Annotated in this window: 21 protein-coding genes; 15 read left to right on the plus strand and 6 right to left on the minus strand. The window is 62.8% G+C overall.

Annotated features, from left to right (window positions below; genetic code table 11):
• The first annotated feature begins 106 nt into the window (after positions 1-106).
• Both ppnN and DUGA2_RS27320 read left to right on the plus strand, forming a co-directional pair.
• Positions 107-1,477: a nucleotide 5'-monophosphate nucleosidase PpnN gene (ppnN, locus tag DUGA2_RS27315; protein ID WP_070272549.1), complete on the plus strand. Its 1,371-nt coding sequence runs from the start codon at positions 107-109 to the stop codon at positions 1,475-1,477.
• A gap of 48 nt (positions 1,478-1,525) precedes the next feature.
• The gene (locus tag DUGA2_RS27320; RefSeq protein WP_070272550.1) at positions 1,526-1,960 is read left to right on the plus strand and encodes a GFA family protein; all 435 of its coding nucleotides are present in this window, start codon (positions 1,526-1,528) and stop codon (positions 1,958-1,960) included.
• Between the two features lie 293 nt (positions 1,961-2,253).
• Here the strand turns inward: DUGA2_RS27320 and DUGA2_RS27325 are convergent, their stop codons facing one another.
• The gene (locus DUGA2_RS27325) at positions 2,254-3,024 is read right to left on the minus strand and encodes an ABC transporter substrate-binding protein (protein ID WP_070272551.1); all 771 of its coding nucleotides are present in this window, start codon (positions 3,022-3,024) and stop codon (positions 2,254-2,256) included.
• Positions 3,025-3,275: 251 nt separating this feature from the next.
• Between DUGA2_RS27325 and DUGA2_RS27330 the strand changes: the two genes are divergently transcribed.
• On the plus strand, positions 3,276-3,821 hold the full coding sequence (locus DUGA2_RS27330) for a DUF3828 domain-containing protein (RefSeq protein WP_168167831.1): 546 nt from the start codon (positions 3,276-3,278) through the stop codon (positions 3,819-3,821).
• A gap of 93 nt (positions 3,822-3,914) precedes the next feature.
• Here the strand turns inward: DUGA2_RS27330 and lysS are convergent, their stop codons facing one another.
• The 3 genes from lysS to prfB form a co-directional block, all read right to left on the minus strand.
• On the minus strand, positions 3,915-5,453 hold the full coding sequence (gene lysS / locus DUGA2_RS27335; RefSeq protein WP_070272553.1) for a lysine--tRNA ligase: 1,539 nt from the start codon (positions 5,451-5,453) through the stop codon (positions 3,915-3,917).
• A 26-nt stretch (positions 5,454-5,479) separates the two neighbouring features.
• The gene (locus DUGA2_RS27340; RefSeq protein WP_070272554.1) at positions 5,480-6,160 is read right to left on the minus strand and encodes an HAD family phosphatase; all 681 of its coding nucleotides are present in this window, start codon (positions 6,158-6,160) and stop codon (positions 5,480-5,482) included.
• A protein-coding gene (gene prfB, locus DUGA2_RS27345) for a peptide chain release factor 2 (protein WP_141753396.1) occupies positions 6,160-7,264 on the minus strand; the annotation gives its coding sequence in 2 pieces (ribosomal slippage) (positions 6,160-7,182 and positions 7,184-7,264; 1,104 coding nt in all). The genes DUGA2_RS27340 and prfB overlap by 1 nt, the downstream gene beginning before the upstream one ends.
• A 269-nt stretch (positions 7,265-7,533) precedes the next feature.
• Between prfB and DUGA2_RS27350 the strand changes: the two genes are divergently transcribed.
• From DUGA2_RS27350 to DUGA2_RS27395, 10 genes are all read left to right on the plus strand, one after another.
• Complete coding sequence (locus DUGA2_RS27350; RefSeq protein ID WP_070272555.1) at positions 7,534-9,549, plus strand: bifunctional 2',3'-cyclic-nucleotide 2'-phosphodiesterase/3'-nucleotidase; 2,016 nt, start codon at positions 7,534-7,536, stop codon at positions 9,547-9,549.
• A gap of 11 nt (positions 9,550-9,560) precedes the next feature.
• Positions 9,561-10,106, plus strand: coding sequence for a tetratricopeptide repeat protein (locus DUGA2_RS27355; protein ID WP_070272556.1), 546 nt, complete (start codon positions 9,561-9,563; stop codon positions 10,104-10,106).
• A gap of 169 nt (positions 10,107-10,275) precedes the next feature.
• Positions 10,276-11,433: an ABC transporter substrate-binding protein gene (locus DUGA2_RS27360; protein WP_070272557.1), complete on the plus strand. Its 1,158-nt coding sequence runs from the start codon at positions 10,276-10,278 to the stop codon at positions 11,431-11,433.
• Positions 11,434-11,512: 79 nt separating this feature from the next.
• Complete coding sequence (locus DUGA2_RS27365; RefSeq protein ID WP_008447933.1) at positions 11,513-12,403, plus strand: branched-chain amino acid ABC transporter permease; 891 nt, start codon at positions 11,513-11,515, stop codon at positions 12,401-12,403.
• 3 nt (positions 12,404-12,406) lie between these two features.
• Positions 12,407-14,356 carry an ATP-binding cassette domain-containing protein gene (locus DUGA2_RS27370; RefSeq protein WP_070272558.1) on the plus strand — a complete coding sequence of 650 codons (1,950 nt, stop codon included), beginning with the start codon at positions 12,407-12,409 and terminating at the stop codon, positions 14,354-14,356.
• A gap of 12 nt (positions 14,357-14,368) precedes the next feature.
• Entirely contained in the window at positions 14,369-15,097 is a 729-nt protein-coding gene (locus tag DUGA2_RS27375) for an ABC transporter ATP-binding protein (protein ID WP_070272559.1), read from the plus strand.
• Between the two features lie 49 nt (positions 15,098-15,146).
• A complete protein-coding gene (locus DUGA2_RS27380; RefSeq protein ID WP_070272560.1) occupies positions 15,147-15,986 on the plus strand; it encodes an aldo/keto reductase in 840 nt (279 codons plus the stop codon).
• A 7-nt stretch (positions 15,987-15,993) separates the two neighbouring features.
• Positions 15,994-16,725: a hypothetical protein gene (locus tag DUGA2_RS27385; RefSeq protein ID WP_070272561.1), complete on the plus strand. Its 732-nt coding sequence runs from the start codon at positions 15,994-15,996 to the stop codon at positions 16,723-16,725.
• Positions 16,726-16,742: 17 nt separating this feature from the next.
• Positions 16,743-17,816 (plus strand): DUF4272 domain-containing protein, encoded by a 1,074-nt coding sequence (locus tag DUGA2_RS27390; RefSeq protein ID WP_070272562.1) that lies wholly within the window; start codon positions 16,743-16,745, stop codon positions 17,814-17,816.
• Between the two features lie 13 nt (positions 17,817-17,829).
• Positions 17,830-18,285: a YbaK/EbsC family protein gene (locus DUGA2_RS27395; RefSeq protein WP_070272563.1), complete on the plus strand. Its 456-nt coding sequence runs from the start codon at positions 17,830-17,832 to the stop codon at positions 18,283-18,285.
• 7 nt (positions 18,286-18,292) lie between these two features.
• On the opposite strand, the gene DUGA2_RS27400 is transcribed toward DUGA2_RS27395, so the two are convergent.
• Both DUGA2_RS27400 and DUGA2_RS27405 read right to left on the minus strand, forming a co-directional pair.
• Entirely contained in the window at positions 18,293-19,909 is a 1,617-nt protein-coding gene (locus tag DUGA2_RS27400) for a 2Fe-2S iron-sulfur cluster-binding protein (RefSeq protein ID WP_070272564.1), read from the minus strand.
• A 25-nt stretch (positions 19,910-19,934) separates the two neighbouring features.
• Positions 19,935-20,480 carry a carboxymuconolactone decarboxylase family protein gene (locus tag DUGA2_RS27405; protein ID WP_070272565.1) on the minus strand — a complete coding sequence of 182 codons (546 nt, stop codon included), beginning with the start codon at positions 20,478-20,480 and terminating at the stop codon, positions 19,935-19,937.
• A 115-nt stretch (positions 20,481-20,595) separates the two neighbouring features.
• Between DUGA2_RS27405 and DUGA2_RS27410 the strand changes: the two genes are divergently transcribed.
• Both DUGA2_RS27410 and DUGA2_RS27415 read left to right on the plus strand, forming a co-directional pair.
• Entirely contained in the window at positions 20,596-21,495 is a 900-nt protein-coding gene (locus DUGA2_RS27410; protein WP_070272566.1) for a LysR family transcriptional regulator, read from the plus strand.
• A 181-nt stretch (positions 21,496-21,676) separates the two neighbouring features.
• Entirely contained in the window at positions 21,677-23,035 is a 1,359-nt protein-coding gene (locus DUGA2_RS27415) for a nucleobase:cation symporter-2 family protein (protein ID WP_070272567.1), read from the plus strand.
• Positions 23,036-23,071: the final 36 nt, after the last annotated feature.

Below are 23,071 nucleotides of genomic sequence, written 5' to 3' on the forward strand. Positions count from 1 at the left end.
TATGGCAATCTCCGCCCCAAAACCTGCCGGTTTGTCGTATATTGGCACTGCAGGCTTACCTGTAGTGCATCGAAATGCATCGAATTTGAATAAGGATTTACGCATCATGGAACATGACGTTGTCGATACCCTGATTTCACCCGAAGGCCATCTGGAAGTGCTTTCGAAGGCTGAAGTGAACAAGCTGCTCGACACAAGCCAGGGCGGCCTCTATAACATCTTCCGCAATTGCGCACTGGCGGTGCTCAACTGCGGCAGCACGATCGACGATGGAAAGGAACTGCTGGAGCGATACAAGTCGTTTGAGATCAGCATTGTGCAGCGCGAGCGTGGCATCAAGCTCGATATCAAGGGTGCGCCGGCGATCGCTTTCGTCGACGGCAAAATGATCAAGGGGATCCACGAGCACCTGTTCGCGGTGCTGCGCGATATCGTCTTCGTCAGTAATGAGGTGAGCGACAATCCGAAGTTCGACATGGACAGCACCGAAGGCATTACCGACTCGGTGTTCCACATCCTGCGCAATGCCGGGGTGCTCAAACCCATGCTCAATCCGAACCTGGTGGTGTGCTGGGGCGGCCACTCGATCAACCGCGCCGAGTATAACTACTCGAAGGAAGTCGGCTATCAAATGGGCTTGCGCGACCTGGACATCTGTACCGGCTGCGGCCCGGGCGCGATGAAGGGCCCGATGAAGGGCGCCACCATCGGCCACGCCAAGCAGCGCTTGCACAAGGGGCGCTACCTGGGGATCACGGAGCCGGGCATCATCGCGGCGGAATCGCCCAACCCCATCGTCAACGAGCTGGTGATCATGCCGGATATCGAGAAGCGCCTGGAGGCGTTCGTGCGCACCGGCCATGGCATCGTCGTGTTCCCGGGCGGCGCGGGGACGGCCGAGGAGATCCTTTATATACTGGGCATCCTGCTGCATCCCGATAATGCGGACATTCCGTTCCCGCTGGTGTTCACCGGGCCGGAGACGTCGCGCGAGTACTTCGTGCAGATCAACCAGTTCATCCACGATACGCTGGGCCCCGAGGCGCAGCAGCGCTACAAGATCATCATCGACGACCCTGAGCTGGTGGCGCGCGAGATGCAGGCCGGGATCAAGCAGGTGCGCGAGTTCCGCAAATCCCGCAGCGACGCCTACTACTACAATTGGGGCCTGAAGATCGACCAGGAGTTCCAGCATCCGTTCGCGCCGACGCACGAGAACATGCGCAACCTGAGCCTGCACAAGAACCAGGAAGTGCACCTGCTTGCGGCGAATCTGCGCCGGGCGTTTTCGGGTGTGGTGGCGGGTAACGTCAAGGACGAGGGTATACGCGCCATCGAGAAGTTCGGCCACTTCGAGATCCACGGCGACAAGGGGATCATGGGACCGATGGATGCGCTGCTGGCGTCCTTCGTGTCACAGCATCGCATGAAGCTGGCGGGCAAGCAGTACACGCCTTGCTATCGGGTGATCCAGTAACCCTAACCGGCGTCCGCGCAGCCCTGTGCGGACGCCGGGCATATTCCGATGACGACTGAACCAATTTCCATACAGTGCCTGTGTGGTGCTGTGCATATTGAGTTGAGCGGCGAGCCGGCAGCGCGGGCGAACTGCCATTGCGGCTCATGCCGCGATTTCTACGGAACGCCGATGCTGTCGGCGACGGCGTGGCCCGCATCGGCCGTGCGCGTTGCGAAGGGGCAGATCGCCACGTTCACGCATCCTGCCAAGCAGATGTCGCGCGCATTTTGCGCCGGCTGCGGCGAGACCATGTTCGGCGTCAACCGCCTGGATATGCGTGTCGTAGCGAACAGCCTTGCGGCCCGTGCCAGCTGCGGCGATCTCCCCGCGAGCCTCGAACCGACGATGCACCTGTTTTATCGCCACCGTGTCCTTGATGTCGATGATCGGCTGATCAAGTACCTGGACGGATGGGATGGTCCGGAGTTCCTGCCTACGTGATACTTCTCAGTACCTGAGGTCTACGATGGTCTAGGATGGAGTCCTTTCACGACATGGTATTTGAGGAGGCCAAACTATGTGGGTCAAAAAAGTAGCTGTGGCAGTCCTATCGTTCGGAATCGTTGTGCTGCTTGTTTTTGGCACTACGCGATTTGGAGGGGTTGTCACCGCGCGCATTCTCGCTCTTGACTTGCGTGTGCTCTCCGTTGTCACGCTGAGTGGATTGGCAATCATGTTGGCATGCGTGTCTGCGTTACGCCGGAACAGGAGCAAGCCCGGCTCCGGGAACTGACTTATTTCGCCAACTGCTCCGCGCGAGGCGCGTAGTTGTCGAAGCCGTAGCTGGCGTAGATGCGCCTGACGGCGCCTTCGCGATACATGGCGCGCAGCAGCGTGTTGAGCCGCGCGACTTCGTGTGCATCCATCGTCTTGTTACAGGCCAGGTACATATCGTAATGGGCGAAGGTCAGCACCGCTTCGATGCCGGTGATGCCCATTTGCTCCATCATGTACAACCCGGGCAAGCGCCCCTCCGACCATAGTTGGATGCGCTGCATCTTCAACTTTTGGCCGTTGGTGCGGTTGTAGGGGACGATGCTCAGTTGGAGCTGGTTGGCGCGCAGCAGCGGGATCATCGCATCGTCGATGATGGTGCCTACGGTGTAGGGGCGGGCGTCGGCCAGGCTGGTGAGCCGGATATGATCTTCGGTACGCGCATACATCACCCACTCGTTGCGCCCGACTGGGCCGACCCAGGCAAAGCTGGTTTCGCGTTCCGGCGTGCGGGCCATGGAGAACAGGCAGGTGTTGGCCTTCTTGCTGGTCAGCGCCATGGCGCGCGCCCAGGGCATCAAGGCTGGTATGGTGACTGGAACTTCTGCCCGTCGCATTAACTCCAGGATGATGTCGGTGGAGAGGCCTGTGGCGGCCCCTGTCGTTTTGTCGGCCCAATTGAAGGGCGGGTACTCTTCGGTATAAAGTACCAATGGCTCTGAAGCGCGCGCGGCGAAGCATGCAATCGTCAACAGCACTGCACTCAGGCGCAGCAGCGAGCGGCCAGCCATTTTCTTCCTTTTGATTGGATATTCTGCTGAAGATTACTCGGTTTATCGAAGCCGGTCGAGCAAAAATAATGCCTTGCGGTTCGTGACGTTGAGCAACTTCATGGCGGAAATCACACACGCAGTTAGATTGGACTTCCCAGTTGTCGTTTGCTCTTCGGGTTAGGGCGGGCGGTGTTTGTGACGAGGAGGATCTATGTGGGATACGAAGGTAGCGGTGGCTTATCTCGATAAACATGCCCGCTCATCTAGTCATGGAAAATGTGCTCAATACGTCAGAAAGGCAATCGAAGCCGGTGGACATTTACGATCTATCGTCATCCATGAAAACGCCATTTACCCGCCTCAGGAAAATCCAGGTCGTTTCGTTCTCCATAGTCCTGGTACTGCTAATCTGTTGGAGCCAGGTGATGGCTGCCACCCCGCAGGCCGCAGAGCAGACTGTATCGGCATTTTATAAATGGTACTTGCACTCTCTGGCCGCTGGTCGTGAGCCGCTTTCGGATGACCGAGCGGAGATATCGAAGTACGTCTCCAATTCCCTGATTCGAGAAATCCGGAAGCGCATGCGCAGCGACGAAGGGTTGGATGAGGATTACTTTATTAAAGCTCAGGATTATCTGGATGATTGGGAGCGGAGCGTTGTCGCTGACAAGGCAATACCAGGCGGTGGAACGGCGTCGGTGGTGCTGCAACTTGGTGCGAAGAGCGATACCCTCCGGAAGTTTTCCGTTACCCTCGCAAGAGAGGACGGTGTCTGGAAAATTCAATCTGTTCAGCTTTTAACAGCTGCCCGATAAGATTCAGGCCTAAACCAGCATGTGAGATTATCTACTGGCGCCACATTGCAACAGAACGAAAAAAAGCCGCTCAGTGAGCGGCTTTTTGCTTGATTACTCTTCGCGGCGCAAGTGCGGGAACAGCAGCACGTCGCGGATGTTCGGCGAGTCGGTGATGATCATCATCAGGCGATCGATGCCGATGCCGCAACCGCCGGCTGGCGGCATGCCGTATTCCAGCGCGCGGATGTAGTCGGCGTCGTAGAACATCGCCTCTTCATCGCCTGCATCCTTGGCCGCCACCTGCGACAGGAAACGGGCCGACTGGTCTTCCGCATCGTTCAACTCGGAGAAGCCGTTGGCGATCTCGCGGCCGACCATGAACAGCTCGAAGCGCTCGGTGATGCCTTCGCGGGTATCCGAAGCACGGGCCAGCGGCGACACTTCGACCGGATAGTCGATGATGTAGGTCGGTTCCCACAGCTGCGCTTCAGCGGTTTCCTCGAACAGCGCCAGTTGCAGCGCGCCCAGGCCTGCGGTGGCGAACGGCTTGACGCCGAACTTCAGCAGTTCCTTCTTGATGAACTCAGCGTCGGTCAGCTGCTCCGGCGTGTAGCCCGGCGCATACTTGTTGATCGCCTCGACGATGGTCAGGCGATGGAATGGCTTGGCCAGATCCAGCTCGCGGCCGCCGTAGGTCAGCGTCGCAGTGCCGTGCGCGTCGATCGCAGCCTGGCGGATGATCGCTTCGGTGAAGTCCATCAGCCAGTGGTAATCGGTGTAGGCCGCGTAGAATTCCATCATCGTGAATTCAGGATTGTGACGGACCGACACGCCTTCGTTGCGGAAGTTGCGGTTGATCTCGAACACGCGGTCGAAACCACCGACCACCAGGCGCTTCAGGTACAGCTCAGGCGCGATACGCAGGAACATCTGCATGTCCAGCGCGTTGTGGTGGGTGATGAATGGCTTGGCCGCGGCGCCGCCTGGAATGGCGTGCAGCATCGGCGTTTCCACTTCCATGAATTCGTTCTTCTCCATGAAGCGGCGCATCGACGAGATCGCGGCGGTACGCGCCTTGAAGGTGCGGCGCGTTTCTTCGTTCATGATCAGATCGACGTAGCGCTGGCGGTACTTGGTTTCCTGGTCGGCCAGGCCGTGGAATTTGTCCGGCAGCGGGCGCAGCGACTTGGTGATCAGGCGCAGTTCCGACACCTTGATCGTCAGCTCGTCGGTCTTGGTCTTGAACAGCGTGCCGACCACGCCCAGGATGTCGCCCAGGTCGTAGTGGTGCAGCGCGGCCATGGCGGCTTCGCCGGTCAGGTCCAGCGTGGCGTAGATCTGGATGCGGCCATCGGCTTTAGGGCCCGACGCATCCTGCAGCGTGGCGAAGGCGGCCTTCTTGCCGGCTTCGCGCTTGAGCATCATGCGGCCTGCCAGCACCACGGTAACGGGGGCGGCTTCCAGCTCTTCGCGCGACTTCTCGCCGTACTGCGCGTGCAGGTCGGCGGCTTTGTGCTGGGGCTTGAAGTCGTTCGGGAAGGCGACGCCTTGTTCGCGGATGGCGGCCAGCTTGGCGCGGCGCTCGGCGATGATCTTGTTTTCGTCCGGCGGGGTGGCGTTGCCTGCTTGTTCTTGAAGATCCGTAGTCATGGTCTGTTCTTTTGTTGAGGTGATGATTAGTTGGTGGCGGATGCGAAGAGCTCTTCCACATCCAGCTCGCTGAAGTCGCGCACGACGGCGATGACGTTGTCGAATTCAGCGAAGGCGTCGGCCGGCAGGGTGGTGGTCAACACCACCGCGCGCATGCCGGCGCGGCGTGCCGCTTCCACGCCCAGCGGCGCGTCTTCGAACACGATGCTGTTGGCGGGCAGGGCGCCGCTGCGTTCCGCTGCAAGCAGGAATACGTCCGGCGCCGGCTTGCCATGCGCGACGTCGGCCGCGCCGGCGATGGCGTCGAACTGCTTGCGCAGGTCCAGGCCGTCCAGCGTGAAGTCGATATTCTCGTTCGGCGCGGCGGTGGCCACGGCCAGCTTGACGCCCGCGCTTTTGGCGCGGGCGATAAAGGCTTCGAAGCCGTCCACCGCCGCCAGGTGCGGCGCGTACAGCTCGCGGTACAGCGATTCCTTCTCGAAGTCGAGCGCGGCGCCTTCTTCCTTGGATACCGGCTTGCCCAGGTATTTGCTCATGATTTCATGACCCTGGCGTCCGGCCGTGGCGCGGAAGAATTCGTCCGCGTCGAGGTCGTGACCGCGACGGGCGAAGAAGGCCAGCCACGATTTGGTGTGGAAGGCCATGTTGTCGACGATGGTGCCGTCCATGTCGAAGATGAACGCGCGCTGCGAATTCGAGATGCTCATTAGACGCCTTGCTTCAGCGACGCCGAGATGAAGTCGTCCAGGTCGCCGTCCAGCACGCCCTTGGTGTTGCCGGTCTCGAAGTTGGTGCGCAAGTCCTTGATGCGGGACTGGTCCAGCACGTAGGAGCGGATCTGGTGGCCCCAGCCGACGTCGGTCTTGGAGTCTTCCAGCTTCTGCTGCTCGCTCATGCGCTTGCGCAGTTCCATCTCGTACAGCTTCGCCTTCAGCATTTCCATCGCTTCGGCCTTGTTGCGGTGCTGCGAGCGGTCGTTCTGGCACTGGACCACGATGCCGGACGGGCCGTGCGTCAGACGCACCGCGGAATCGGTCTTGTTAATGTGCTGACCACCGGCGCCCGATGCGCGGTAGGTATCGATGCGCAGGTCGGCGGGGTTGATTTCGATGTCGATCGAGTCATCCACTTCCGGGTACACGAACAGCGACGTGAACGAGGTATGGCGGCCGTTGGCCGAGTCGAACGGCGACTTGCGCACCAGGCGGTGCACGCCGGTTTCGGTGCGCAGGTAGCCGTAGGCGTAGTCGCCTTCGACCTTGATGGTGGCGGTCTTGATGCCGGCCACCTCGCCGTCGGATTGTTCCATGACTTCGACCTTGAAGCCCTTGCGTTCCGCGTAGCGCAGGTACTGGCGCAGCAGCATGGACGCCCAGTCCTGGGCCTCGGTGCCGCCGGCGCCGGCCTGGATGTCGATGAAGCAGTTGTTCGGGTCCATCGGATTGTTGAACATCCGGCGGAACTCCATGCCCTCGATGACCAGGCGCACATCCTCGGCGTCGACGATCAGCGCTTCGAGCGTGTCGTCGTCGCCTTCTTCCTTGGCCATGGCGAACAGGTCGCCCATGTCTTTGAGGTCGGTGTCGGCCTTGGTCAGCGCGAAGACGATGGCTTCGAGCGATTTCTTTTCCTTGCCGAGATCCTGGGCCTTCTTCGGGTCGTTCCAGACCGTCGGATCTTCCAGTTCTTCGTTTACTTGTTCGAGTTTCTCTGACTTTTTATCGAAGTCAAAGATACCTCCGTAGTTCGGCTTCGCGCGAGGTCAGATCGGCGAGCAGGGCGGAGAGGGCGTTGATGCGTTCGGCTTCCATGTTTTCTTCTTCTCTAAGGCTGAAATCAAACCTTCGATTATACCCTAGTGGCGCCGCTCCCTCCCAGCGAAATAGCCGACGGTGCGCCGGCGGCCGTCCGGGCGGGCCGGCCCCCGTCCCGATTGACGCGCAATGCTGACACTTTTGCCACAAAAAGCATAAAATGCGACTCCCCAGGCTTAAGTTGCTTGATGCAAGGAAATTCGCTGCGTATGATGTCGCGCATAGCTCCGTTGCCTAAAAATCGCAACCCCAAATATAGTTCATTCATGCGCCCAGCAGTTTGTCGCCTCTCTATCGCGTTGCCCTCCTTGTTGCTCGGCTGTGCCGGTCTGCCGCAGGGCACGCCGACGCCCGTGGGCGCCGAGGCCACGCTGGCGCTGCTGGAAACCACCGACCTGCACGCGACGGTCCTCGGCTACGATTACTACAAGCTCAAGGCCGATCCGTCGATCGGCTTTGAACGCACGGCCACGCTGATCAGGCAGGCCCGCGCCGAATTCCCCAACAATCTGCTGCTCGACAACGGCGACGCCATCCAGGGCACAGCGCTGGCCGACTACCAGGCGCTGGTGGCGCCGGTCGCGTGCGGCCAGCCGCTGGCGATCTACAAGGCCATGAACCTGCTGGGCGTGGACGGCGCCGGCATCGGCAACCACGAATTCAACTTCGGCCTGGCCTACCTGAACCAGGTGACGGGCAGCCATTTCGACGTGGACGGCGTGGCCGCCGACGCGCCGCGCTGCGCCGGACCGGACTTCCCCATCGTGCTGGCGAATATCTACAGCGCCAAAACCAGGCAGCCCCTGTTCGCGCCATACCGCATCCTCACACGCCAGATCGGCGCCACCGGGCCGGATGGCAAACCGCTGACGGCCACGATCAAGATCGGCATCATCGGCTTCGCGCCGACGGTGGTGATGTCCTGGGATAAGCACTGGCTGGAAGGGAAGGTCTACGCCGAAGGCGTGCGCGAAACGGCGCAGAAGTACATCCCGCAGATGCGCGCCCAGGGCGCGGACCTGGTGGTGGCCATTTCGCACGGCGGCCTCGATGGCGATCCGTATGCGCCCGAAATGGAAAACGCCAACTACTACCTGGCCCAGGTGCCGGGCGTGGACGCGATGATGATAGGCCACGCCCACCAGCCGTTCCCTGATGCGGCCAGCAAGGTGCCGGAATTCAGCCTGCCGAACGTGGACAAGGCCAAGGGCACCGTCTTCGGCGTGCCCGCCGTGATGGCCAACCTGTGGGGCAAGCACCTGGGCGTGATCGGCCTGCGCCTGAAGTACGACGGCAAGGCCTGGGTGGTGGACAAGCGCCGCACCACGGTCGAAGTGCGCGCCACCCGCAACGCCGACGGCAGCTACGTCGCCGCCGATCCGGCCGTTGCGCCGCTGGTGGCGGCCGAGCACGAGGCCACCATCGGCTACGTCAAGACGCCGGTCGGCAGCAGCGACTTCCGCATGACGACTTACTTCGCCGACGTCGGCGACATCAGCGCCATCGAGCTGGTGACCCAGGCGCAGACGGCCTACGTGCAGAGCTACGTCAAGGCCAACCTGCCGCAGTACGCGGCGCTGCCGGTGCTGTCGATGGCGTCGCCGTTCAAGGCCGGCGCCGCCGGCGCGGGCGACTACACGGACGTCAAGTCCGGCGGCCTGGCGCTGAACAACGTCGCCGACCTGTATCTTTACCCGAACGCGCTGCACGTGGTGAAGGTGGACGGCGCGGGCCTGAAGGCCTGGCTGGAAAAGGCGGCTGAACGCTTCAACCGCATCGACCCGGCCAACAGCGCGCAGCAGGAACTGGTCAACACGGCCGTCCCCGGCTTCAACTTCGATGTGCTCAGCAGCGCCGATGTCAGCTACCAGATCGATGTCACCAAGCCTGTGGGCCAGCGCATCGCGGCGCTGCAGTACCGGGGTGCGGCGCTATCGCCGTCGCAGGAATTCCTGGTCGCGACCAATAACTACCGCGCCAGCGGCGGCGGGGCCTTCCCGGGGCTGGACGGCAGCAAGACCGTCCTGGCTTCGCCGGACGCCAGCCGCGATGTGCTGATCGCCTACATCCAGCAGCAGAAGAACGTCACCCGCGCGCGCAACGGCTCCACCCGCAGCTGGCGTTTCGCGCCGGTGGCGACCAAGGGCGCGGTGGTGTTCCACTCGGCGCCGGACATGCTGGACCTGGCAAGGGAGGCCGGCCTGAAGTCGGTCTCGCAGATTAAAACGGACGATGGCGGCGGCAAGGGCCTGGCCCTGTACGCCATCGATTTGTCGAAATGAACGGAGGGCGCATGAAGCAAGTGCGGAAGATGCTGGCGAAGCTGGTACTGGTTGCGGTGGGCGGTGTCGCGGGCTTTGCTGCGGCCGGGCCGACCGGACCGGTCGCGCCGGTCGACGAAGCGCGCCTGTACCTGCGCGGCGGCGCCGGCGTGGCCGTCGACCTGCCGAAGGCATTCTCGCTCTTCACCAGCGCCGCCAAGGCCGGCGATCCGCTGGCCGCCTACTACCTGGGCATGATGTACCGGAACGGCATGGCCGTCGCGCGCGACGCCAAGGCCGCAGCGCGCTGGCTGAAGTTCGCCGCCAGCCGCCAGATGCCGGCGGCGATGTTCGCGCTGGCTAACCTGTACCTCAGCGGCGACGGCGTCAAACGCGACGAGCAGGCCGCGCGCCATTTGATAGAAAAGGCCGCCGATCTGGAGTATCCTGAAGCGGTGATGGCGATGGCCATCGGTCTGCGCGACGGCTCCATGGGCTTCGACCGCAACGAGGCGCTGTCCGAAACGCAGATGCGCTTCGCCAACCGCGCGCTGGCGCAGCGCACTTCCGGCATGTAATTCCGCCTCTCGTACCCACATCTTCCTTACTACTTGCTTACACGCGGCAGGCCATTTCTGGCGTGCTGCGATGCCGCACATCTATCTGTTGCTGCTGCGGATCGACTCACCTACAATGGCCCATCGATGGGGTACTACCATAAAAAACGTTGTAAACAGGAGATCACAGATGAACTTTAAGTTGAAATTGCTCGTAGCAGGCATTGCACTCGGTTTCTCGGCTTCTTCCATGGCGGCAGACCCCATCAAGATCGGCGTCGCCGGTCCGTTCACCGGCGGTTCCGCGCCGATGGGCGTGTCGATGCGCGACGGCGTCAAACTGGCCGTGGCGGAAATCAACGCCAAGGGCGGCGTGCTGGGTCGCCAGATCCAGCTGGTCGAACGCGACGACGAAGCCAAGAACGAACGCGGCGTGCAGATCGCCCAGGAACTGATCAACAAAGAGAAGGTCGCCGCCACCGTCGGCTACATCAACACCGGCGTGGCCCTGGCCTCGCAGCGCTTCTACCAGGAAGCCAAGATCCCGGTCATGAACAACGTCGCCACCGGCTCCATCGTCACCAAGCAGTTCGCCGACCAGCCTGAGAACTACATCTTCCGCAATTCCGCCAACGATCAGATCCAGTCCGGCATGATCGTGCACGAAGCGGTCGAGAACCGCAAATTCAAGAAGGTCGCCATCCTGGCCGATTCCACCAACTACGGCCAGCTGGGTCGCGAGGACCTGGAAAAAGCGCTGGATAAAAAAGGCCTGAAGGCCGTCGCCACCGAGAAGTACAACCTGAAGGACGTCGACATGACGGCCCAGCTGCTCAAGGCCAAGCAGGCCGGCGCCGAAGTGGTGCTGACCTACGGTATCGGCCCCGAGCTGGCGCAGATCGCCAACGGCATGGAAAAACTGGGCTGGAAAGTGCCGCTGATCGGCAGCTGGACGCTGTCGATGGCTAACTTCATCGACAACGCCGGCAAGAACGGCAACGGCACCCGCATGCCGCAGACCTTCATCCAGGACCCGACCACGCCCAAGCGCAAGGCCTTCATCGACGCCTATGTCAAAGCCTACAATCCGCCGGGCGGCCGCATGCCGTCGGCGGTGTCGGCGGCGCAGGGCTACGATTCGATCTACCTGCTGGCGGCCGCCATCAAGCAGGCCGGTTCCACCGACGGCCCCAAAGTCAAGGCCGCGCTGGAAGGCCTGAACGAGAAGATTGAAGGCGTCGTCACCACCTACAGCAAACCGTTCAGCAAAGACAACCACGAAGCCATCACCGCGGACATCACGGTCTTCGGCGAAGTCAAGGACGGCAAAGTAGTGCCGGCCAAGTAAGCCAGCGCCGCATGGGTACCGGCCAGTCTTGAGGATTCAAGCCTGGCCTTTTTCTTGTCGTCCTAAAGTGGTGGTTATCATGGAAATCTTCCTGCAACTGGCATTCAGCGGCATCGCGCTCGGCATGATCTACGCCGTCATCGCCTTCGGCTATCAGCTCACCTTCGCCACTTCCGGCACGCTCAACTTCGGCCAGGGCGAGTCGCTGATGCTCGGCGCGCTGGTCGGGCTTAGCCTGGTCGGCACCATCCACGGCGGCCCTTACATGAGCTACCTGCTGATGATCCCCCTGGTGATCGTGTTCGGCGCGTTGCAGGGCATGTTCGTCGAATGGATAGGCGTGCGGCCGGCGATCAAGATCAAGTCCGAATTCGGCTGGATCATGTCGACCATCGCGCTGGCCATCATCTTCAAGAACGTAGCCGAGAATATCTGGGGCAAGGACGACCTGACCTTCCCGTCGCCGCTGAGCTCCACGCCGTTCCAGGTGCTGGGCGCGAACGTGCAGCCGATGCAGGTGGCGGTGATCGTCGGCGCGCTGGCGATCATGGCGGCGGTGGAGATCTTCAACCGCAAATCGATCTACGGCAAGGCCGTGGTGGCCACCGCCAACGACCGAGACGCGGCGGGGCTGATGGGCATCAACACCCGCATGGTGATCACCTTCTCGTACGCGTTGTCGTCGGCCACGGCGGCCTTCGCCGGCGTGCTGGTGGCGCCGCTGACGCTGACCGGCGCCACCATGGGCGCCTCGCTGGGCCTGAAGGCCTTCGCGGTGGCCATCATCGGCGGCCTGACCTCGGGCGTGGGCGCCATCGTCGGCGGCCTGATACTGGGCATCGCCGAGACCACCACCGGCTACTACATCTCGACCGGCTACAAGGAAGTGCCGGGATTGCTGCTGCTCCTGCTGGTGCTGGCGATCAAGCCGTCCGGCCTGTTCGGCAAAGCCGCCATCAAAAAGGTCTGACCCATGAACAAGAAAATCGTCGCGGCGAGCATCGTGGGGCTGGCGGTGCTGGTGCTGTATCCGGTGCTGATTCCCAACCCGTACTACATCCATTTGTTTGAAACGATATTGATCTACGCGATCCTGCTGTTCGGGCTGGACATCGTGGTCGGCTACACAGGGCAGGTGTCGCTGGGCCACGCGGGCCTGTTCGGCATCGGCTCCTACGCCACCGGCGTGATGGTGTTCAAGCTGGGCGCACCGTTCTGGATCGCGATACCGGCCAGCGTGGCCGGCGCCGCGGTGTTCGGCGCCATCCTCGCGCTGCCGGCCCTGCGCGTCACCGGTCCTTACCTGGCGATGGTGACGCTGGCCTTCGGCACCATCATCCAGATCCTGATCAACGAAATGACCTTCCTGACCGAAGGCCCGATGGGCATCAAGATCGCCAAGCCCATGATCGTCGGCCAGAAGCTCAGTGAAGTCGGCTACTACTATATGGTGGCGGCGCTGATGGTGGTGTCGCTGATCGTCGTGCACCGGATACTGAAATCGAACCTGGGCCGCGCCTTCGAAGCGCTGCGCGACAGCCCGATCGCCTCCGACTGCATGGGCGTTTCGGTCTACCGCTACAAGGTCTACGCCTTCATCATCAGCGCCGGCTTCGCGGGCCTGGCCGGCAGCCTGTATGCGTATTCGGAGGAGTACATCTCGCCGAACACCTACAACTTCGAGCTGACCATCCTGTTCCTGCTGGCGGTGATCATGGGCGGCCGCAAGACCCGTTCCGGTTCGCTGATCGGCGCGTTGATCGTGGTGATGCTGCCCAGTCTCCTGGCCGACATTGAACTGTTCCGCAAGATCGCCACCGCCGCCGCCGTGCTGGGCGTGATCGGCTCGGCCTTCATGCTGGCGAAAAAGCGTTCGACGTTGCGCGGCGTGCTGGTGCCGCTGATCGCCACCATCGGCATGGCGGCGTTCTCGTACAAGCTGGAAAACATCGTCGACTGGCGCCTGACCGTGTTCGGCTTGATGACGCTGTTCGTGGTCTACTATCTGCAGGACGGCATCGTCGGCTTCCTGTTCAGCCTTATGGGCAAAGGCGCCGTTCACGCCAAGGCGGTGGCGGCCGGCGGCGTCGAGCCGTTCTCTCGCGCCAAGGGCGGCAACGCCGGCGAGACGCTGCTCAGCGTCGACAAGATCCTGATGCAGTTCGGCGGCCTGAAGGCGCTCAACCAGGTGGACCTGAACGTGGTGCAGGGATCGGTGCACGGATTGATCGGCCCTAACGGCTCGGGCAAGAGCACGATGATGAACGTGCTGACCGGGATCTACAAGCCCACCGCCGGGCAGGTGTCGTTCTCCGGTGCGGTGATCTCCGGCCGCACGCCGTCCGAGATCGCGCTGGGCGGCGTGGCGCGCACCTTCCAGAACGTGCAGCTGTTCGGCGAGATGACGGCCACCGAAAACGTGCTGGTCGGCCTGCACAACACCTTCGAATCGAATGTGCTGGACGTGATGCTGCAAACGCCGCGCTACAAGCGCGAAGAGCGCGCCGCGCGCGAGCGGGCCGCCAGCATCCTGGAGTTCGTCGGCCTGACGGCGATGGCCGACGAAGAGGCGCGCAATCTCCCGTACGGCAAACAGCGCCTGCTGGAGATAGGCCGTGCGCTGGGCCTGAGTCCGCGCCTGCTGCTGCTCGACGAGCCGGCGGCCGGCCTGACCGCGCCGGACATCAAGGAGCTGATGGCCATCATCCGCAAGATCCGCGATCACGGCATCACCATCATCCTGATCGAGCACCACATGGACGTGGTGATGGCCTTGTCCGACACGGTGACGGTGCTGGACTTCGGCCAGAAAATCGCCGAAGGCGTGCCGGCAGCGGTGCAAAGCGACGCCAAGGTGATCGAAGCCTACCTGGGCGGCAGTGGCGAAGAACATGGCGGCACCAAAGCGCCTGCGGCGCATTAACGAGGACAGCACATGCTATCGATCTCCAATCTGCAAGCGTCATACGGCAAAGTCGAAGTCCTGCATGGCATCTCGCTCGATGTCCCAAAGGGCAAGCTGGTGACGCTGATCGGCTCCAACGGCGCCGGCAAGACCACCACCATGCGCGCCATCTCCGGCATGCTCAAACCGAAGGGCGGTACGGTCACGCTGGACGGCAAGGACATCACCGGCGCCGACTCGCACAAGATCGCGCGCGCCGGCCTGGCGCATTCGCCGGAAGGCCGTCGCGTGTTCGCCTCGATGACGGTGACGGACAACCTGCTGCTGGGCGCCTTCCCGCGCTTCACACGGGCGCGGCCCCGGGGTGACATCAAGCACGACCTGGAAAAGGCGCTGGAGCTGTTCCCGCGCCTGAAGGAGCGCCAGAACCAGCTCGCCGGCACGCTCTCCGGCGGCGAGCAGCAGATGCTGGCCATGGCGCGCGCCGTCATGCTCAATCCGGAGGTGATCCTGCTCGACGAGCCGTCGATGGGCCTGGCGCCTATCCTGGTGGAAGAGGTGTTCAAGATCATCAGCCGCCTGAAATCCGAGGGCGTGACGATGTTGCTGGTGGAGCAGTTCGCCGCCGCCGCGCTGAACGTGGCGGACTACGGCTACGTGCTGGAAAATGGCACGATATCGGTCCACGGGCCCGCGGAAAGCCTCAAAACCGACCCGAAAGTGATCGCCGCCTACCTCGGCGGCGGGCAGGGGCATTGATTCGCTAGCGTGATGGGGCTACCATACGTTTTTTTTGGTGGGCCCCGCAATGAAAACTGTGAACTTCCCTTCGGGGGCGTCCGTGCCGGTGCTGGGGCAGGGCACGTGGAATATGGGCGAGGAGGCCGCGCGCAAGCGCGATGAAGTCCGCGCCCTGCAACTGGGCCTCGACCTCGGCATGACCCTGATCGATACCGCCGAAATGTACGGCGATGGCGGTGCTGAGGAGGTGGTCGGCGAAGCCATCGCCGGCCGCCGCGACGAGGTCTATCTGGTCAGCAAAGTCTATCCGCACAATGCCAACCTTGAAGGCACGCAGGCCGCCTGCGAACGCAGCCTGCGCCGTCTGAAGGTGGATTGCATCGATCTCTATCTGCTGCACTGGCCCGGCTGCTTCTCGCTCGACGAGACCTTCGACGGTTTCGAAGCACTCAAGAAGGCCGGTAAAATCAAGGACTACGGCGTCAGCAACTTCGATCTCGAAGGCATGCAGGACGCCGTCGATTGCGGCGCCGTCGCCACCGACCAGGTGCTGTATAACCTCATCAAGCGCGGCATCGAATTCGATCTGCTGCCGTGGTGCCGCCAGCAGGGCATGCCGGTGATGGCCTACTCGCCGCTGGAATCGAGCGGCCGCGAACAAGCAGCATTGCTGGACAATCCCGGTCTGCACGCCGTCGCCCAGGCTCACGGCGTAACGCCGGCGCAGATCGCGCTGGCTTGGGTGCTGCACCAGGATGGCGTGATCGCCATCCCCAAAGCCACCGACCCCGTTCACGTGCGCGCCAACCGCACCGCTGCCGACATCAAACTCTCCCCGCAGGATCTGGCCGCACTGGATCACGCATTCCCACCCCCACGCCGGCGCCGCGCGCTGGACATGCGTTAAAGGATCTATGAAACATAAACTGCTTTGTTTAAGCCTGCTGCTGGCGAGTGCCGGCGCATGGGCCCAGGAAGTACCTGATGCCGACGCCGATGCGCCGCAAGTAGTGGAGGTGGGCGGCGTGAAGAATCCCGAACTCAAATCCTACAAGGTGATGCTGAAAGGCGTGGATGCTTTCGAGGCGAACCGCAAGTATGCGCCCGCCGCGCCGATGAAATTCAAGCTGGTCTCCGCCACGCCAGGAGCTTCGGTGGAAGGCGTCACATTGCGCATCGCCGGCGACAATACCTCGGAAAACGTCCCTGTCGCGGCGGATGGCACGTTCGTCCTGCCGCGCATCCAGGCTGCCATCGACGACAAGGCGGATCTGGTGACGAACAAGAAGAAGAGCGTCGTGCGCTGGCGCGGCGACATCCACACCCCCGGCGTGCCGGCGAATGCACGCCGGCTGGGCGATCTGCGCATGGAGTGCGAGATTGGCTGGGCCGTCAACCGGGAGGATATCCCTTTCCTGATCCGCAGCGGACTTTCGGTAGCAGGTGGCGCTTGCCACATCAAGAGCGTCCAGCTACGCTACCAGGCGCCGTTGAATGCGACCGGTGTGACGCTGGTCTCCGGCGAACGCCGCATGCCGCTGCCGTTTATCCCCAAATACAAGAATGTGTTTTCCCCGCCGGTGGCCGACACCAGCTGGGATGACGAATCGCTGATCGAGTACGAGTTCTCGACGGCGTCCATGTAAGGCTCCAAGTACAAGTTATGTTCAATCGAATCAAGCAGCTGTTCTCGTCCAGGGACACCAGCAACCATATCCTGATCAACGCCTATTGCACGGTCGCCGAGGTTCCAAAGCCCGGCTTCCCGCATGTTATGCATGCGCGGCGCGATCTGTCCGATCCCGAGCTGCAGCCGCATCTCAACGGTTTCATGAATCACCTGGCGCAGGCTGGCGGAGGGAAGATGACGCAGGTTCGTTACCACACGATCCGCCATGTGCAGCGCGTGCGCCAGCACGTCAGCCTGTCCATCGAGGCTGGTGCGATGGACGGCTTCACTGCATGGGCGGAGGCAGCAAACGCGGTTGCGTTCATGGAGGATGGCAGTGTGCGTGATCCGCAGGGGCGCATCCTGCTTCCCGCAAGCGGTGACGATGGCGATCCTAAAGCCGGTGTTCCATACCCGCAGCAGGCCTGGCAGCGCAAGGCGCGCTCGGAGCAGCTGCTTGCCGCGCGCAAGATCTCGGTGCCGGCGACGCTGCCGCCCCTGGTCTCCGAACCGGAGCTGCGCTTGCGCACGCCGGAAGATGTACTGCGCAGGATGTTGGCGCTGTTTGTGGTCGCGATCCGCGCGGAGTCGCTGTCGGGCGGCCACGCCATTGCCGTCGACGATCTGAAGAAACGCTTCCCACCTGCCTTTGCCGGCTTGACCGATGCGGAACGGGTCTTCCTCGCTAAGGACGCGCCAACGGAGCAGGAGACCACCCAGTTCCTGTGGCGTTACGAAGCCATCCTTGTGCTGCAATGGGTTCTCGGCCTGCAGGAGGAATTGCCGTTTGCCGACGCGATCTGCGACGTCGCCTCGATCTCGCGCACCGTCATCGAGCGCGGCACCGAGGGCTTGCGCAAGCAGCTGGCCATGCGTCCGGCGGTGGAAATCCTGGATGCGCTGGATCTGCACTACCGCCAGCACTGGACCACGCGCCAGGCGATTCTGAAGAAGGCCGCTGCGCCAGCGGGGCTGAATGACGGCGTGCTGCAAGAGCGCCACCATGCCTTGAACTGGCTGGTGCATTTCGAAGACCGCGACTGGGACGAAGTCGACACGCCAACCTGACCTGCAAACATCTATGAGCCTTCAATCCGTTCGCGAGTTTTTCCTCGCCCGAGATCTTCATCTTCCCATCGTGGAGCTGGACGTCAGCACCGCAACCGTCGCGCTGGCGGCGGAGGCGCACGGCGTCGAGCCGGGCCGCATCGCCAAGACCTTGGCCTTCCGCGTTCGTGATGGACGCGTCATCCTGCTGGTCGCAAGCGGCGTCGCCCGCATCGACAACCGTAAATTCCGCGAGGCTTTCGGCAAGGGCAAGATGCTGCCGCCCGAGGAAGTCGCGGCAACCACGGGCCATCCGGTTGGCGGCGTCTGTCCTTTCGGCCTGGCGCAGGCACTGCCTGTGTATGTCGATGAGTCGTTGCGTAATTTCGACGAGGTGCTGCCGGCCGCCGGTTCGGTCAATAGCGTGGTGCGGATGTCGCCGGACATGCTGGCATCGGTCACGCAAGCGCAGTGGGTTGATGTCTGCTGACCGCTAACTAAAGGTCAAGCGTCAACGCAGCACCTTCAGCACGCGAGACGCAGATGCACATGCGGCCCTGCGCATGCTGCTCCGGCGTGAGCGCATCGTCGCGATGATCGGGCGCCCCGGCCAATACATTGACCGCGCAGGCGCCGCAGTTGCCGATGCGGCAGGAGGCTGGCGCCGCCACACCCGCAGCCTGGACGGCGTCCAGGATGCTGCGGTCTGCCGCAACCTCGATCACTTTGCCGCTACGGCGTAGCGTTACGGCGATAGTCCGGTCGCTGCTGCGTGCCGTGTTGCTGGCAAATCGTTCGGACCGCACGCGGTTGTCGGCGATGCCGGCATTGCGGGCGGCCGCCTGCACGGCGGCGATCAGCCGTTCCGGTCCGCAGGTGTAGATCTCCGTATCGCGCCCGGCCTTGGTGAGCAGGCTCTCGATATCCAGGCGGTTGTTCTCGTCGGCCGCGTGGACCACCAGCCGCTCTCCGAACGCTGCCGCCAGTTCGTCGAGGAAGGGCGCCTCGGCGCGCGAACGCACCGCGTAGTGCAGAACGAAGGCGCGGCCTTGTTCCGACAGCGTGTGTGCCATGGCCTTCAACGGCGTGATGCCGATGCCGCCTGCGATCAGCAGCGCGGGCAGGGCGCCTTGCGAGAGTCCGAAGTCGTTGCCCGGCATGGCGCAATGCAGCGTCAGTCCAAGCTTGTAGTCTGCGTGGACGGCTTGCGATCCTCCGCTTCCGCCGTCTTCGCGCAGGACGGCGATTTCATAGGTGTTCGCGATGCCGGGATTGGAGGCGATAGAGTAGCGGCGCGTGCCCACCGCGCCCATTGCGCCGCCGGGCAGAGTTACGGGCACGTCGATGTGCGCGCCTGCCTGTACCGGCGGCAGAGGCTTGCCGTCCGCGCTGCGCAGCGCATAGGCGCGCACGCGCGGCGTCAACTGGCGTACGCCGCTGATGGTCAACGCCAGTGGCCCGGTGCCAAGCCGTTCTGCCTGCGCTGGCGCGGTTGGCTGCGAGGCGGCCTGCGCCAGCTTGGCAACCTGCTCCTTCAATCGTTTGAGCTGCGCGTGCAGCGGCGCCGTCATCGCGGCGACTTCCTGCTCCGTGTAGCGTGGCGTGATGTGCTGCGGGCAGTTCCAGTCGTAGCCCTCCACCGTGATGATGAAGGCGCGTTCGATGCGGGCGCTGTAGCCCGGCATGCGCAGCTGCTCAATCAGCGCCGGATCGTCGGCAGCTTCCACCGTGCGCGCGCGGCCGATGATCTTCAGCCGTACCTGTTCGGCGTAGTCGACCAGTATCAGCGAAATTCGGTCATCCGTTTTCAGGTTGCCCACGCTGAGATACTGCACGTTCCCGCTGAAGTCCGCAAAGCCCAGCGTCTTCGCGTCGAGCACGCGCAGGAAGCCCTGCGGCCCGCCGCGATGCTGCACGTAAGGCCAGCCGGTTTCGCCGACGGTCGCCTGGAAGAAGTGGTCCATCCGTTCGACGAAGGCAGCTTCCCTGCGTCCCAGGCTGTCCTGGCGGTTTTCCATCTGATCGAGGAAGGCATATTGGTCACGGCTCCCCATGCCGGCTTGAACCTCGCGGACTTTCGGCGTGAAGGTGATATCGGAATAGGCGCGTCCCATGATGTGCTCCTCGATCAGAATGAAATCAGGCTGCGATTTTCAGTTCGACTTTCGGGAAGTCGATCTCCACCCGGCTGGCCTTGCCCAGGATGTTGGTCAGGAAGTTCATGCCGACGTGGGTGATGATCTCCACGATGTCCGACTCGCTGTAGCCCGCGCTGCGAACTTCGGCCAGTTCGATGGCGCTGATCTCACCCTTTTTCTCCATCAGGCTTTGCGCGAACTTCACCGCCACCGCGGCTTGCGCGTCCTCGCTGGTGCCGTTGCGGGCGGCGGTCATCTCGTCGCCGCTCAAGCCGGTCTTGCGGCCGATGGCGGTGTGCGCGGAGACGCAGTATTCGCAGCTGTTTTGCTGCGCCAGCGCCAGTGCGATGCGCTCGCGGGTCAACGCGTCCAGCGTGCCGTCGTTGGCTACGCCGTGCAGGCCGAGGAAGGCGCGCAGCGCGACCGGCGAGTTGGCGAATACCTTGAGGAAGTTGGGCACCATGCCCAGCTGGCCCTGGATGGCGTCCAGCAGGGCTTTTTGTTCGGCGTTGGCGGTGGCGTTTTCGATGGTGGCGATGCGGGTCATGGTGGTTCTCCTTGAGTGAGGTTGTTTGTTCAGCGAACACTTGCAGTTTCATCGATAATCGAGATAATGAGAATCCCATGAATTCGCAATTAACTATTTCTAAAGCAGGAATAATATGGATAAGCTCTCCGCCATGGCGATCTTCGTGGCCGTCGTCGACGAAGGGGGATTTGCCGCTGCCGCCCGCAAGCTGAAGATCTCCCCGCCGGTGGTGACGCGCGCCGTCACGGAGCTGGAGGAGAGCATGGGCGTGCGCCTGCTGCTGCGCACCACCCGCGTGGTGCGGCTGACCGAAGTGGGGGCGCGCTACGCCGCCGATTGCCGCCGCATCCTGGCCGACGTGGCGGAGACCGAAACCTCCGCCGCCGGCTCGCACGGAGCGCCGCGTGGTCGCCTGGTGATTACTGCCTCGGTGATGTTCGGCGCGATGTACGTCACGCCAATCGTCACCGCATACCTGCGCCGCTATCCGGAGACCGATGTCGAATGCCGCTTCCTCGACCGCGTGGTCAACATGATGGACGAGGGCGTGGACGCGGCGATCCGCATCGGCACGCTGCCCGATTCCAGCTACCAGGCCGTGCGCGTGGGGCAGGTGAGGCAGGTGCTGTGCGCCGCGCCGGAATATCTGTCCGCGCGCGGCACGCCTGCCACGCCGCAGGATCTGGCCGGCCACGATCTGATCGCCGCCAGCCCCGTTACCGCCACCAACGACTGGCGCTTCGAATACGAGGGCAAACCTCAGGCGGTGAAAGTACATCCGCGCCTGAGCAGCACCAGCAACGACGCCGCCTTGCGCGCCGCGCTGGACGGCTTCGGCATCACGCGCGTGCTGTCCTACATGGCGGCGCCGTATCTGGCCGACGGCCGTTTGCAGACTATCCTGAACCGCTACGAAACGCCCCCTGTGCCGGTGAGCGTGGTGCACCACGAGGGCCGGCATTCCTCCCGCAAGCTGCGCGCCTTCCTGGATATGGCGATCGCCACACTGCGTGGCGACGACGCACTGGCCTGATAAAATTGTATACAAAATTCGTTGACAATGTATCCGGCGAGGCGCAATATCGTCGTCAATAAACGCGTCGGTCACGAGCTGTTGCGTTGCTAAGCACCATTTCTACACACGGTTAAGGGCAGCCCGTGTGGGTAGTCGTTGCAAAGTAACGCCCATAAAAAAGACAGACGGAGACGCGTTTATGAATCACTTGTTATTTCAGGTCGAGGATCGGCCCCCCCTATTCACGACCGTATTGCTGGCGGCGCAGCACATGCTCGCCGCCCTCGGCGGCATCATCGCCGTGCCGCTGGTGGTGGGCGCGGCGCTCAAGCTGCCGGCCGACCAGATCATCACCCTGATCAACGCCGCCTTGCTGGGTTCCGGCATCGTCACCATGGTCCAGTGCAAAGGCATAGGCCCCGTCGGCATCAGGCTTCCTTGCGTGATGGGCACCAGCTTCGCCTTTGTCGGCGCGGCCATCAGCGTGGGTCTTGAGCACGGCGTCCCGGCGATACTGGGTTCCTCGCTCGCCGCCTCGGTGGTGATGATCGTCGGTAGCTGCTTCATGCCGAAGATCCGCAAGCTGTTCCCGCACGCCGTCACCGGCGTGGTGGTGACGATGATCGGCCTGTCGCTGGTGCCGGTGGCGGTGGACTGGGCGGCGGGCGGCCATGCGCCGGGCGCCGTCTACGGCTCGCCGCTCAACCTCGGCATCGCCGCGTTCGTGCTGGTCACGGTCATCATGCTGGTCCAATTCGGCAAGGGCATCGTGTCTGCTGCGGCAGTGGTGATCGGCATGTTCATCGGCTACCTGGTCTGCGTATCGCTCGGCATGATCGACTTCTCGCAGGTGCAGAATGCGCCGGTATTTGCGCTGCCGCAGCCGCTCCATTACGGCATGACCTTCCCGCTGGCCGGCATCGTCGCCATGGCGATCGCCTACCTGGTGACGATGGTCGAAACCACAGGCACCTTCATGGCGCTGGGCGCCGCCACCAACACCAAGATGCGCGGCAAGACGCTGGCACGCGGCATCCTGTGCGACGGCGTCGGTTCGGCTTTCGCCGCGCTGTTATCCAGCCCTCCGGTATCGACCTTTGCGCAGAACGTCGGCGTGGTCTCGCTGACCGGCGTCGCCAGTCGCCACGTGGTTGCGCTGACCGGCGCGATGCTGTTCCTGGCCGGCTTGTTCCCGGTGTTGGGAGCGGTGGTCGTGACGATACCGCAGCCGGTGCTGGGCGGAGCGGGCCTGATGATGTTCGCGATGATTATCTCGGCCGGCGTGCAGTTGCTGAGCCATGTCGAGCACACCAAGCGCAATGGCGTCATCATGGCGGTGGCCATCGGCTGCGGCCTGGCGGTGACGGTGCGGCCGGAGCTGCTGTCCAAGCTGCCGGCCTTCGTCAAGGAAGTCTTCGGCTCGGGCATCACGGTCGGCGCGCTGGTCGCGGTGGCCTTGAACCTGGTGCTGCCTGAACGTCCGCTCGAACTGAACGACGATGACGAAGAAGAGGAAGTACCGCAGGCTTTTTTAACCTCGGAGCGTGAAGCAGCTTAAAATACGTCCGATATCAACCCTACTGTTTCCGCAGTG

Source organism: Duganella sp. HH101, assembly GCF_001758795.1.
In the GTDB taxonomy this organism is placed as follows: Bacteria; Pseudomonadota; Gammaproteobacteria; order Burkholderiales; family Burkholderiaceae_D; genus Rugamonas; species Rugamonas rivuli.